At 32.0% G+C, this 13,735-nt stretch carries 11 protein-coding genes; 5 read left to right on the top strand and 6 right to left on the bottom strand.

The window, feature by feature from the left end:
• The first annotated feature begins 120 nt into the window (after positions 1 to 120).
• Entirely contained in the window at positions 121 to 1,380 is a 1,260-nt protein-coding gene (locus tag HMPREF3265_RS01215) for a lipid II:glycine glycyltransferase FemX (protein WP_070442394.1), read from the top strand.
• Between the two features lie 139 nt (positions 1,381 to 1,519).
• Positions 1,520 to 4,702 carry an efflux RND transporter permease subunit gene (locus tag HMPREF3265_RS01220; protein WP_070860879.1) on the top strand — a complete coding sequence of 1,061 codons (3,183 nt, stop codon included), beginning with the start codon at positions 1,520 to 1,522 and terminating at the stop codon, positions 4,700 to 4,702.
• 78 nt (positions 4,703 to 4,780) lie between these two features.
• Here the strand turns inward: HMPREF3265_RS01220 and mspA are convergent, their stop codons facing one another.
• Together mspA and HMPREF3265_RS12530 are read right to left on the bottom strand one after the other, a co-directional pair.
• Entirely contained in the window at positions 4,781 to 5,098 is a 318-nt protein-coding gene (gene mspA / locus HMPREF3265_RS01225; protein WP_070860880.1) for a membrane stabilizing protein MspA, read from the bottom strand.
• Between the two features lie 145 nt (positions 5,099 to 5,243).
• Positions 5,244 to 5,411: an SE1832 family protein gene (locus tag HMPREF3265_RS12530; RefSeq protein ID WP_176746613.1), complete on the bottom strand. Its 168-nt coding sequence runs from the start codon at positions 5,409 to 5,411 to the stop codon at positions 5,244 to 5,246.
• A 139-nt stretch (positions 5,412 to 5,550) separates the two neighbouring features.
• Here HMPREF3265_RS12530 and HMPREF3265_RS01230 point away from each other — a divergent pair, with 139 nt between their 5' ends.
• Positions 5,551 to 6,459: an AEC family transporter gene (locus HMPREF3265_RS01230; RefSeq protein WP_070442384.1), complete on the top strand. Its 909-nt coding sequence runs from the start codon at positions 5,551 to 5,553 to the stop codon at positions 6,457 to 6,459.
• A 68-nt stretch (positions 6,460 to 6,527) separates the two neighbouring features.
• Here HMPREF3265_RS01230 and HMPREF3265_RS01235 read toward each other — a convergent pair whose 3' ends face one another.
• The 3 genes from HMPREF3265_RS01235 to HMPREF3265_RS01245 form a co-directional block, all read right to left on the bottom strand.
• Complete coding sequence (locus tag HMPREF3265_RS01235; protein ID WP_053025001.1) at positions 6,528 to 7,319, bottom strand: glucose 1-dehydrogenase; 792 nt, start codon at positions 7,317 to 7,319, stop codon at positions 6,528 to 6,530.
• A gap of 26 nt (positions 7,320 to 7,345) precedes the next feature.
• The gene (locus HMPREF3265_RS01240) at positions 7,346 to 8,209 is read right to left on the bottom strand and encodes a GRP family sugar transporter (protein WP_037549764.1); all 864 of its coding nucleotides are present in this window, start codon (positions 8,207 to 8,209) and stop codon (positions 7,346 to 7,348) included.
• 173 nt (positions 8,210 to 8,382) lie between these two features.
• Positions 8,383 to 9,255: a GNAT family N-acetyltransferase gene (locus tag HMPREF3265_RS01245; RefSeq protein WP_070860881.1), complete on the bottom strand. Its 873-nt coding sequence runs from the start codon at positions 9,253 to 9,255 to the stop codon at positions 8,383 to 8,385.
• A gap of 148 nt (positions 9,256 to 9,403) precedes the next feature.
• Between HMPREF3265_RS01245 and HMPREF3265_RS01250 the strand changes: the two genes are divergently transcribed.
• Together HMPREF3265_RS01250 and HMPREF3265_RS01255 are read left to right on the top strand one after the other, a co-directional pair.
• Positions 9,404 to 11,539, top strand: coding sequence for a DNA topoisomerase III (locus HMPREF3265_RS01250; protein WP_070860882.1), 2,136 nt, complete (start codon positions 9,404 to 9,406; stop codon positions 11,537 to 11,539).
• Positions 11,540 to 11,652: 113 nt separating this feature from the next.
• Positions 11,653 to 12,987, top strand: a complete 1,335-nt coding sequence (locus tag HMPREF3265_RS01255) for an NCS2 family permease (RefSeq protein WP_070860883.1) — start codon at positions 11,653 to 11,655, stop codon at positions 12,985 to 12,987.
• Between the two features lie 43 nt (positions 12,988 to 13,030).
• Here the strand turns inward: HMPREF3265_RS01255 and HMPREF3265_RS01260 are convergent, their stop codons facing one another.
• The gene (locus HMPREF3265_RS01260; RefSeq protein WP_070860884.1) at positions 13,031 to 13,426 is read right to left on the bottom strand and encodes a hypothetical protein; all 396 of its coding nucleotides are present in this window, start codon (positions 13,424 to 13,426) and stop codon (positions 13,031 to 13,033) included.
• Positions 13,427 to 13,735: the final 309 nt, after the last annotated feature.

Below are 13,735 nucleotides of genomic sequence, written 5' to 3' on the forward strand. Positions count from 1 at the left end.
ATATTATATCAAATATTTAAAACTAGAAATAATATTTTAATTGCACGGCGAGTTTGTCGACACTCAAAACATGACATTGTATAATTATAATTAATGTAAAGAAAAAGGAGTTTTTATAGCATGGAAAAGATGAATATCACTAACCAAGAGCATGATGCGTTTGTGAAAGCTCATCCTAATGGTGATTTATTACAGTTAACAAAATGGGCAGAAACTAAACGCCTAACAGGATGGTATTCAAAGCGTGTGGCAGTGGGCGAAGATGGTGAGATTAAAGGTGTAGGTCAATTATTATTTAAAAAGATACCTAAACTACCATTCACGCTATGTTACGTTTCTCGTGGTTTCGTAACGGATTATAGTGATAAAGCTGCATTGGAACAGTTATTAGAAGAAACTAAAAAAGTAGCTAAAGCAGAAAAAGCCTATGCTATTAAAATTGATCCAGATGTAGAAGTTGATAAAGGCATAGATGCACTTAAAAATTTAAATGCGCTAGGTTTCAAACATAAAGGTTTCAAAGAAGGGTTGTCTAAAGACTATATTCAACCACGTATGACAATGATTACGCCAATAGATAAATCAGATGAGGAAATGTTCCAAAGTTTTGAGCGCCGTAATCGTTCTAAAGTAAGACTCTCATTGAAACGTGGTACTAAAGTTGAACGTTCAAATCGAGAAGGGCTTAAAAATTTCGCTGAATTAATGAAAATAACAGGAGAACGTGACGGCTTTTTAACACGTGATTTAAGCTATTTCCAAAATATTTATGATTCACTTCATGAAGATGGCGATGCTGAATTATTCCTTGTGAAATTAGAACCAAAACCTGTCTTAGATGATATTGATAATGAACTTGAGGAACTTGAAAACGAAAAAACACAACTTCAAAATAAATATGAGAGAAAGCAAAGTAACAAGACTAAAAATAAATTAAACGATGTCGAAGCTAAAATTCAAAAATCTATTGAAAGAAAAGACGACATGACTGACTTATTAGCAAAACATCCTAATGGAATTTATTTATCTGGTGCATTGTTAATGTTTGCAGGATCTAAATCATATTATTTATATGGTGCTTCATCGAATGATTACCGTGACTTCTTGCCTAACCATCATATGCAATATGAGATGATGAAGTTTGCGCGTGAACATGGCGCTAAAACATATGATTTTGGTGGAACTGATAATAATCCAGATAAAGACTCTGAACACTACGGTTTATGGGCATTCAAACGTGTCTGGGGCACTTATTTAAGTGAAAAGATAGGCGAATTTGACTATGTATTAAATCAACCCCTTTATCAATTAATTGAACAAGTTAAACCGCGATTAACAAAAGCTAAAATTAAAATTTCTCGTAAATTAAAAGGCAAATAGTCATTAACGATTAAATTTAAATCTGAACGATTCCACAATAATCATTGTGACGTTCAGATTTTTTTAGGATAATAGGAATAATTAAAAAATAAAAAAAATTATAGCTTTTTAAAAGAAAAAGAATGGGGGAAGTAAATAAGTGATAAAGAAGATGTTAACGTTCTCGTTGGGAAATAAATTCGCAATTTTCTTAATGGTTGTTTTAGTAATTTTAGGAGGCGTATATTCTAGTGCTAAATTAAAATTAGAATTACTTCCAGATGTCGAAAATCCAGTTATATCTGTACAAACAACAATGCCAGGTGCTACACCTCAAACAACCCAAGATGAGATTAGTTCTAAAATTGATAACCAAGTACGATCTCTAGCATATGTTAAAAGTGTAGAGACACAGTCGATACAAAATGCATCAATTGTAACTGTTGAATATAATAACGGTACAGACATGGATAAAGCTGAAGAAGTATTAAAGAAAGAAATAGATAAATTAGACTTAAAAGATGGGGTTAGTGAGCCAGAATTAACACGAAATTCTATGGATGCATTCCCAATTGTAGCTTATTCATTTACTAATAAAAATGATGACTTAAAAACCACAACAAAAGAAATTAATGACCAACTTATTCCTAAATTACAAACCGTTGATGGCGTTCAGAATGCTCAACTTAATGGTCAAACAACGAGACAAGTTACATTGAAATTTAAACAAAACAAATTAGATGAAGCGGGACTAACAGCTGATGACGTAGAAAATTACATAAAAACAGCAACTCGTGAAACACCTCTAGGATTATTTCAATTTGGAAAAAATGAAAAATCTTTAGTAGTTGATGGTCAATTTAAATCTGTTAAAGCACTCAAAGACTTAGAAATCCCATTAACAATAAGTGGCCAGAGTCAATCAGGCAGTAGTGATGATCAATCAAGTAGTGAGATGAGTAGTACTGGAGATAATACATCATCTTCAAGTTCTCAATCTCAAATGACTAATCAATCTCAAGCTTCAAGTGGAGAAATGCCTAGCCTCCCATTAAGTGATTTAGCAACAATAACTGTAGGAGATGAACGTGAGTCAATTTCTAAGACGAACGGTAAAGATGCAGTTAATGTACAAATTATGAAAGCACAAGATGCCAACACAGTTCAAGTTGCTAAAGAAGCTCAAAAGAAAATTGATGAATTTGTAAAAAATACTGATGACATAAAAGCTACGAAAACCATGGATACTGCTAAACCAATTGAAGATTCATTATATACAATGGTTGAAAAAGCAGCTTTAGGAACGATTGTCGCAATTATAGTTATCTTATTATTCTTGAGAAATATTAGAACAACGGCTATCTCAATTGTTTCCATTCCGCTTTCGATTTTAATAGCACTTATCGCATTAAAATTAAGTGATGTATCGCTAAACATTTTGACATTAGGTGCATTAACAATTGCTATTGGTCGTGTGATAGATGACTCAATTGTTGTTGTAGAGAATATTTATCGAAGATTATCAGATCCTAAAGAAGAATTGTCTGGCAACAATTTAGTCATTAGTGCAACAAGAGAAGTATTTAAACCGATTTTATCTTCTACAATTGTTACTATAATCGTGTTCTTACCACTAGCATTTGTGTCAGGTTCAGTTGGTGAAATGTTTAGACCTTTCGCATTAGCAATTGCATTTAGTTTATTAGCATCTTTACTTGTATCCATTACTGTGGTGCCAGCATTGGCTTCTACATTTTTCAAAAAAGGTATTAAGTTAAAACGTAATTCACAACATCAGAATGATAGAGGACTAGGTGTTGTAAGCAAGAGTTATCGTAAAATTTTAAACTGGTCATTAAATCATAAATGGATTGTCTTAATTATTAGTGTCGTTATTCTAGTAGGAAGCATTGCGTTAGGTGGTGCAAAATTAGGTACAAGCTATATTTCAACAGGTGATGACAAATTCTTAGCCGTAACCTATACACCTAAACCCGGTGAAACTGAAAAAGCTGTTTTAGATCATGCAAAGCAAGCACAAAAATATTTACAATCCAAGGATAAAGTAAAAACAGTTCAATATTCCGTGGGAGGTCCTTCGCCAGCAGACCTAACTGGTAGTACGAATAGTATGGCTATTATGGTTGAATATGACAAAGATACACCTAACTTTGAAGAAGAGCCTGATAAAGTTATCTCCCATTTATCAAAAATGAATCAACCAGGTGAATGGAAAAATCAAGACATGGGAAATGGTTCTGGTAATGATTTAGTTGAAGTTACAGTCAAAGGGCCATCTACGAATGCAATTAAAGATACAGTTGCTAAAGTAGAGCAAAAGATAAAATCAGTAAACGGGATCACCAATGTAAAATCAGATTTATCGCAAACCTATGATCAATATGAAATTAAAGTAGATCAAAATAAAGCAACAGAGAAAGGTATTTCTGCAGGACAATTAGCATTAAATTTAAATGAGAATTTGCCTGAAAAGACGATTACTACAGTTAAAGAAAATGACAATAAAGTCGATGTTAAAGTAAAACAAAACAAGCAGACGGATTGGTCTCGAAATAAATTAAATAATATGGAATTAAAATCCCCAACAGGCGAAACGGTAAAACTTAAAGATATAGCCGAACTAGAACGTACAACTACGCCAAGTAAATTAGTTCAAGAAGATGGTGACTACGCAACAACTGTTTCCGGTAAAATTACTGATTCAGACGTAGGTGGTGTATCTAGTAAGGTAATGAATAAAATCAATCATGTAGATAAACCAGACAACGTTAAAATTAATGTGGGTGGTGCTACTGATGACATTAATCAAGCAATGACTCAATTGGCATTCGCCATGTTAGTCGCTATTGTTATCGTATATTTAGTATTAGTCATCACATTTAAAGGTGGCTTAGCACCTTTCACAATACTATTCTCACTACCATTTACTATTATTGGTGTCGTATTAGCATTATTGATTACAGGTGAAACAATATCTGTTCCAAGTTTAATTGGAATGTTAATGTTAATTGGTATCGTAGTAACCAATGCCATAGTGTTAATTGATCGTGTGATAACAAATGAACATGAAGGTATGCCAATGAAGGAGGCATTGTTAGAAGCGGGAAGCACTCGTATTAGACCAATTCTTATGACTGCCATTGCAACAATTGGTGCATTATTGCCTTTATTATTTGGACAAGATAGTTCAATATTAATTTCAAAAGGTATGGCAGCAACTGTAATCGGAGGATTGATTTCATCTACACTACTTACATTAATTGTTGTTCCCGTAATTTACGAAATTCTCTTTACACTTAAAGGTAGGTTAACAAGAAAATAAAGAACAAAAGCCTGGGACATTAATCAATGTCTCAGGCTATAACTATATATTGACAGTAGTTGACTGAATTATACTAATTTAATACATGATAAAAGTTAAAATAACATAAATGATAAATAATATAACTGATAAAATATTTAAAATTGAAACAGCTTTAGTATCATGTTTCAATTCTTTGAATGCGGTAATTTCAACATTACCAACCAGTAATGCTAAAACAATAAATACCCACCAGTTTTCAGCAGGGAATTGTAGAGTTGTAACTGCTAGTACAAACAGTAATAATACACCCATAATAATGCGTAAAATGCGAGTAATAATCGAATGCATTTTAAAAATGCTTATGTAACTAACGATGAGATATAAAATAGGCAATAATAATAAGTAAAGTTTCACTTGTTGTCTTCCTTTCTATAATGAACCTTAGACAAAATATAATTTTGATTCTATATAACAAATTCGAAGTAGCTGATTGAATTATTGAATAGAAATCATACTAGATTTACACAACTTTAATCATCTCATAAGATAGAAAAATTATTTATTTCTGACGTAACTTTGAACGTATCTCAGAGATTTGTAATTCAATATTTTTAAGTTGCTTAACGAGAGGGTCTATATTTTGATTTAAAGATTCCCGTTTCTCGAGGTCATTTTGTAAACGAACATAATCATACTTTAATTCATCTAATTGTGATTCTAAATTCATTAATCTTAAACCCCTTTAATTTCAAAATTTAACAATCACATTGAATTATATCATGAAACAATCCACTTCTAAAAATGAAGTAAATTATGTTAAAGTAATTAACTGTAATAATAATGTTAAAAAGAAGGAAGGAACTATCGTGACAGAGCAGTTTATGATGATTATTCTTTTAATAGCATTAGGTTATTTATTGAAACGGATAAACTTTTTAAAAGCGGCAGATAGTCAAGTATTATCAACATTAGTACTCAATGTCACACTACCTTCTTTAGTCATTGTCAATCTCAATAGTGCAGAATTAGATTTTTCATTTTCGATATTACCTATAATGATGATTGTGTATGGCGTCCTTGCTAAAGTCACTGTATTGTGGCTGTTTAATAAGCATAACAATCATATTAAAGGTACAGTTGGAATGATGACTGCATCACTTAATATAGGTTTATTTGCATATCCACTTGTTGATACGATTTGGCCCAAAAATGGAATGATTTATTTTGGAATGGCTGATATAGGTGGGGCAATTATTATGTTTGGAGTAACTTATTTTGTAGGAAGCTATTTCAGTCAAGGTGGAGATCAGTTTGATTTTAAATTTTTAGGCAAAAAATTAATTACTTCTGTGCCCCTTGTCACATATATCGTCATGTTTACTTTAAATATGTTAAATATTCATTTGCCTAAAGTATCAATTGATTTTTTCACTATAATATCTAAAGCGAATATGCCACTATCAATGATTCTTTTAGGTGTTATGCTTAATTTTAAAATTGAACGTCATTTCCTACCAATCGCAGTTAAATATTTATTAGCTCATTATGGTTTAGGTTTATTAGCTGGTTTACTCGCTCATTTCTTCTTACCCGTTTCAGATAATATGATTAAAACGACATTACTCATTGCTTGGTTATTACCAGTAGGAGTAGCGATTATTCCGTATTCTATTCAATTTAAATACAAGACATTGCCTTTAGTAGGTATGGTTACTAACATTTCGATTATCTTGAGTATAATCATTTTATATGTTTATCAAGCGATATTTGTTTGATTAAATAGAAAAAAGCAAGCAATTCTACTTTAAGGATTGCTTGCTTTTTATTGCATAGTGTTTGAAATTCAACCCTTACCACCCATAAAGGCAGGGTAGTTAGTCATACCACCATCAACGTAAATGGTAGTACCGTGAATATAGTTCGCTAAATCTGAAGCTAAGAATAATGCCACATTAGCTACATCTTGTTCTTCACCAATTTCTTTAGCTGGAATCATTTCCAATGTCTCAGCACGAGTTTCTGGATCAGAGAATTTCTCCTTAGTATGCTCAGTGACTATCGCACCTGGAGAAATGTTGTTTATGCGTATACCATATTGTGCGTATTCCATAGACATTGTTTCCATCATTAACTTTAAGCCACCCTTACTAGCAGCATAATTAACATAATTAGGCCATGGAATCGTATCATGTACACTTGATGTATTGATGATTATTCCTTTTTTATCTTCTTTTAAAAATTGATTAACCGCTTCTCTAGAACCTATGAATGCACCAGTTAAATTAATATCTATCACTTTTTGCCATTCATCAACTGACATTTTATGGGTTGGGATAGGTTTTTCAAATCCTGCATTATTTATCATAATATCTAGCGTGCCAAATTCTTTAACAGCAGATTGAACTAATCGTTTTACATCTTCCTCGACAGCCACATCAGCTTGTACAGCAATTGCTTCACCACCAGCATCACTAATCATATGCTTAATTTCTTCAATTTCATCTAAATGACGGTCAGAGCGATAATTTAAAACTACTTTTGCTTTTGATTTACCAAAGTTCTCTGCAAAGGATTTACCAATACCACTCCCAGCACCAGTTATAATTACGACTTTACCTTCTAAATCTGAAAACATTTTGGTTCCTCCTTTGTAATGTTAATTTATTTAAGATTACCGAGTATAAATGCGGCAATAACGATTAAGATTATACCAGACCAAATTCCAATCATTTGGCGTTTGTCTTTTTTCTCACCTAGTAAGAAAATACCACCTAGTGTAGAAACGATTACGAGTAATTGTGATAATGAGAAACTTGTTGCAACACCAACTTTAGGTTGTGAATAGAACATAAATAAGTTACCAATCGCCCATACAACACCTGGTATTAAGTTAAGGGCTGTAGATTTAATATTAGTTTCATGTTTCATTGATAACAAGAAGCCACCTATAGCCATACCAATTGATTGGAAGAATAATGCATCAGTACCACTGACACCAAAGATATCGGCTATTACTACATATCCGACATAGCCAACTGTTGAAATCACTAATATTAACATTGCTTTCTTAAATTCTGGATCATTCGATTTTCCTTCATTTTTACCGCGTAAAGAGGTTAACGCGATACCTGTAACTAATAGAACCATGGCAATAATTCCCATTGTTACTTGAATACCAGTACTCCATTCTCCAAGAAAAATAGCACTAAATAATGTAGTACCAACTAATTGCATACCTGTAGAAATAGGCATTGTTTTAGAAACGCCAATTAAACTAATTGAACGTAATTGGTTACCTTGTCCAAAGGCCCACAAAGCACCTGATATTAAACCAACAATAATCACTGTTAAATTATCAAATTGTGCTTTACCAATTAAGAGCAATACAATACCAACTATAAGTGCACCCAGTGTTGTACCTCTTATTTGGTTATAAGGTCCGCCCCCAACAAAAACATTAATTAAAACGACACTCCCCCAAAATAGGGCAGGTAATAATGCGATAAGTATATCTATAAATTGCATTATGTAAACACTCTCCTTATTTATTTACTTCAAGTGTTTCCTTCCTATAACACTCGTGAACATTTTATCTGAAAAAAATAACTTTTAAAATGTAAACGCTCATACGTTGAAGTAAATAAAAAAAGCATATTAAGATTTAATGTGTAATTATCTTAATATGCTCTAATGGCATGCTAGTAATTCAATTGACTTGGATCAATTTTATATTTAGTATATTCACTTTCAATTTCGAATCCCAATTCATTAAATCGTTCAACTAAAGTGACATTTTTACTACGTATTTTAAAATAAACTTTATCAATAGAAAAATGCTCAAATGCATAATGAATTGCATATAAAAGTAAGTCAAATGCTATCCCTTTGAGACGATAATCAGTATGTGAACTAAAATATCGTATTTCAGCTAGTGATGATAGCGTGTCTATTTGTAAATAAAGGTATCCTTTTAACAAGCCTTCACTAACAAATAAAAATAATCGGTTATGTTCATCTAAAGTATTGACTATTTCTTTAGGAGTTAATGCGTTGTGTCTAAACGTCTGTTCATGTAACTTACTGAAAGCTCTTTGGAACCCTGGCTGATATTCAATGATATTGAAATCTGTTTCGGGTTCATTTAATGATTTATAAACATTTAAATAGTAATCTGTGAAGTTATAATTCGCATGAATTAGCTTCATTAAAGGTTTTGAATCTTGTGCACAATCATTATAAGAGAAGTTAAAAGTAGCATGCTCAGATTGTGATTCCATTAATGCAGAAAATAATGAGATAAAATGATTATCTGTAAGAGTGAAATCTTTACTAACAAATGGTCCAATAACTTTGTATTTATCTTCTTCATATAAAATTCCAGTGATTAATGCGACAATTGAATCATCTTCTATTAAACAGAAAACACCAGTGGTATGGATAGATTCATTTAGTAACTGTTCTACATCACCTTTAGACGTATGAAGTTTATATATATAAGACGCAAGGGTGTCTGATGATGTATTAATAAAAGATATGATTTGGTTCAGGTTGCTTACTTTGACTATGTCCATAGCGTACCTCCATTTCAATATCATTTTGTTAAATTAATTATAAGTTTATTTATTAGTAATTGAAAGTTTAGACTATTGTCTATCGTGTTACAATTGTATTTACATCAAATACATGTATTAAGAGATCTTTTATTGAAAGGAAAGTTCTATGAAATCATTAATTTTGGCAGAGAAACCATCCGTAGCTAGAGATATAGCTGAAGCTATGAACATAAAGGGAAGACGTAATGGATATATTGAAAACGAAAAGTATGTTGTCACATGGGCATTGGGTCATTTAGTCACTAATGCACAGCCGGAACACTATGATAAAGCGTACAAGGAATGGAAACTTAAAGATTTACCTATCATACCGAAGCACATGCAAACAGTAGTTATTAGTAAAACAAGTAAACAATTTAAAACTGTTAAGTCACTGATTTTAGATAAAAAAGTGAAAGAAGTTATTATAGCAACTGATGCTGGAAGAGAAGGGGAACTAGTTGCACGGTTAATATTGGATAAAGTTCATAATAAAAAACCTATTAAGCGCTTGTGGATTAGCTCCGTAACCAAAAAAGCAATTCAAGAGGGATTTAAAAAGCTTAAAGACGGACGTGAATTTCAACATCTTTATGAAGCAGCATTAGCTAGAAGTGAAGCGGATTGGATTGTGGGTATCAATGCAACACGTGCGTTAACGACGAAATATGACGCTCAATTATCATTGGGTCGAGTTCAAACACCAACAATCCAATTAGTTAATGCCAGACAACAAGAAATCAATCATTTTAAACCGAAGAAATATTATACTCTATCTACTGAAATAGGTGGATTAACTTTCCAATTAAGGACAAATAAGCAACACATGACTAGAGATGACGCAACTCAAATTGCTAATGAAATAGAACATGTAGAAGGTAATGTTGATAGTGTTGAAAAGAAAGTTAAAAAAAGTCATCCTAAGCCTCTGTATAACTTAACTGATTTGCAACAAGAGGCATACCAACGATACAAAATGGGGCCTAAGGAAACACTTAATACCATTCAAAATTTATATGAACGCCATAAAGTTCTTACTTACCCACGTACAGATTCTAATTATTTAACAGATGATATGGTGGATACTATTAAAGAACGACTTTATGCTTTATTAGCAACTGACTATAAATCACAAGTCAAATCATTGTTGGGGCAATCTTATTCAAGTAAAATGCGGATTTTTAATAATCATAAAGTATCAGATCATCACGCAATTATTCCAACAGAAGTACGTCCGGATATGCAAAGTTTGAGTAACAGAGAAAGTAAGATATATATGATGGTAGCTGAAAGGTTCCTAGAATCTTTAATGGCACCTCATGAATATGAAGCGGTTAGAGTTAATGTTACTGTTGGCCAATATATCTTCGTTTTTAATGAAAAAGCCACACGTCAACTAGGTTATAAAGCACTTAAAATGAACAGTGATAATGTGGTAAAGAAAGTTGCTTTTCAAAAAGGGGAAAAGTATCACCTTCAAAGTTTAAAAGTAAATGAACATGAAACAACACCACCTGATTACTTTAACGAAGGTTCATTGCTAAAAGCCATGGAGAACCCTCAAAATTATATACAACTTAAAGAAAAGAAACATGCTAACACATTGAGACAAACTGGAGGGATTGGCACAGTTGCTACAAGAGCAGATATAATTGAGAAACTATTTAATCTTAATGCAATCGAATCTAGAGATGGCAAAATCAAAGTAACATCTAAAGGAAAGCAAATTCTGGATTTAGCGCCTCAAGAATTAACATCTCCATTATTAACTGCCGAGTGGGAAGAGAAACTATTATTAATAGAAAAAGGAAGATATAATTCTCGACACTTTATTGACGAAATGAAGGCATTTACACAATCGATTGTAAATACTATTAAAAATAGCGAGCAAAAGTATAAGCATGATAATTTAACAACTACTGAATGTCCGACATGTGGAAAATTCATGATTAAAGTTAAAACTAAAAATGGACAAATGTTAGTATGTCAAGATCCTACATGTAAAACTAAAAAGAATGTCCAACGTAAGACAAATGCACGTTGTCCAAATTGTAAGAAGAAAATGACATTATTTGGACGTGGAAAAGATGCAGTTTATCGATGTGTCTGTGGTCATACTGAAACACAAGAACAGATGGATAAACGATTTAAAAATAAATCCAGTGGCAAAGTATCTAAAAAAGAAATGAAAAAGTATATGAATAATGAAGATTCACTTGAGAATAATCCGTTTAAAGATGCATTAAAAAACTTGAAATTATAGTTTAAAATCGAACTTAATCATATTTGTTGGTAAAAAAGTTCGTTTTTATTATTGTGTTTTTCGAAAAGTAATATTAAAATATTAAAGTATTTTAATAAAAGGAGTTTAAAACCGTGAAAAAATACTTTCAATTCGACGAGTATGATACTAATTATAAGAAAGAGATAATCGGTGGTATCACAACTTTCTTATCAATGGCATACATTTTAGCTGTAAATCCTCAAGTATTAAGTTTAGCAGGTGTTAAAGGTGTATCAGGTGACATGAAAATGGATCAAGGAGCTATTTTCGTGGCAACTGCTTTAGCAGCGTTTGTTGGTTCTTTATTTATGGGACTTATTGCAAAATATCCAATAGCACTTGCGCCAGGAATGGGACTTAATGCGTTCTTTGCTTTTACAGTAGTTTTAACGATGGGAATTCCTTGGCAAATAGGTTTAACTGGCGTGCTTTGTTCAGGTATATTCTTTGCTATACTTACAGCAACCGGTCTTCGAGAGATAATAATCAATGCTATTCCATATCAAATGAAAATGGCTGTATCTGCTGGTATAGGATTATTTATTACCTTTGTAGGTTTACAAAGTGCTGGCATCATTGTGAAAAATGACTCAACATTAGTTACATTAGGACATTTAACAAAAGGTCCAGTTTTATTAGCAATCTTTGGTATTGCGATTACAATAATTCTATATGCTAGAAAAGTACCAGGTTCAATTTTTATAGGTATGATTATAACTTCTATAGTTGGAATGATAACTGGATTAATACAAACACCTTCTGGCGTAGTTGGTAAAATCCCTAGTATAACACCAACATTCGGTGCTGCATTTGAAGCCTTTAAGGATCCAAGTCAACTATTTACGATTCAATTTTTAATTGTAATTTTAACTTTCTTCTTTATAGATTTCTTTGATACTGCTGGAACATTAGTGGCAGTAGCTACTCAAGCAGGTATTATGAAAGATAACAAGCTTCCTAGAGCAGGTAGAGCTTTATTTGCTGACTCTTTAGCTACTATTATTGGTGCCATTTTTGGCACAACAACAACTACGTCTTATATTGAATCTACTTCTGGTGTAGCTGTGGGTGCGAGAACAGGTTTTGCTAGTATCGTGACAGGGATTTGTTTCCTTTTAGCATTATTCTTTAGTCCGTTAATTGAAATTGTTACAAGTGCAGTAACAACACCTGCATTAGTAGTAGTTGGGATTTTAATGGCAGCTAACTTTGCAGAAATAAATTGGAAGAAATTTGAAGTTGCAGTTCCAGCATTTATAACAATTATTATGATGCCACTATCATATTCAATTGCGACTGGTATCGCTTGCGGATTTATATTTTATCCAATAACTATGCTTATCACAAAAAAACACAAAGAAGTACATCCAATTATGTATTTCTTAATGGTACTATTTATTTTATATTTCGTATTTGTACACGGTTAATAAGGAAAAGGACGATGCTCTATTTAGAGACATCGTCCTTTTTTTACCATTTATTTGAATGATCATCTTTGTACTGAGTATAAATGACTTTTGCATCTTTATTACGAATATAGGTAGGTGCGCTCAATACTATAAAAATAAAGAAGACCATTAAGAAAAATAGCACCCAATGAACAAACATTCCTACAATTGGAATAAATGCAACAAAAGATCCCACAATACCAATTATTGGAATAATTGACATAGGCTTGATTGCATTTTGATTATCAACTAAAAGAATAATTGCTAGTATGAGATATAAAAAAGCATTAATTAACAATGGTTGCCAACCAAAACCTAATATAAAGCTTCCGCCTAGAAAAGGAATGCCATAGAAAAATTCACATACTAATAAGAAGAAACTTATTAGGGCAAGAGCTACTTTAGTATTTCTTTTCAATATAACTACGCCTCCCACTATTTATTAAAAACAAATTTTAAATTCCTACTATTATAATAGTAGAAGCTTAATTTAAGACTTAACTTATATACATTATAAAGTAAAAACAAAAAAAGGGGAAAAATTTACTTAAAATGGTTGATGTACAAAACTATTTAAAGTACAATACTTAGGTATGTGTTAGACAAAGTACAAAAAGTTTCAGAAAAAACCTTGATTTATCACTGTTTTTCCTGTAACATATCTAATGTTGGACTTGATGAAAGCGATGAAGCGAAAGGTTACTGACACACCCGGCCGCTTTGCCAT

Source organism: Staphylococcus sp. HMSC62B09 (assembly GCF_001839115.1).
Lineage (GTDB): Bacteria > Bacillota > Bacilli > Staphylococcales > Staphylococcaceae > Staphylococcus > Staphylococcus haemolyticus.

Bases quoted from the DNA above. Each gene is read 5' to 3' on its own strand.
- HMPREF3265_RS01215 (WP_070442394.1), top strand. From the start codon at position 121: ATGGAAAAGATGAATATCACTAACCAAGAGCATGATGCGTTTGTGAAA.
- HMPREF3265_RS12530 (WP_176746613.1), bottom strand. From the start codon at position 5,411: ATGAATTTAGAATCACAATTAGATGAATTAAAGTATGATTATGTTCGT.
- HMPREF3265_RS01235 (WP_053025001.1), bottom strand. From the start codon at position 7,319: ATGTTTTCAGATTTAGAAGGTAAAGTCGTAATTATAACTGGTGCTGGG.
- HMPREF3265_RS01240 (WP_037549764.1), bottom strand. From the start codon at position 8,209: ATGCAATTTATAGATATACTTATCGCATTATTACCTGCCCTATTTTGG.
- HMPREF3265_RS01245 (WP_070860881.1), bottom strand. From the start codon at position 9,255: ATGGACATAGTCAAAGTAAGCAACCTGAACCAAATCATATCTTTTATT.
- HMPREF3265_RS01250 (WP_070860882.1), top strand. From the start codon at position 9,404: ATGAAATCATTAATTTTGGCAGAGAAACCATCCGTAGCTAGAGATATA.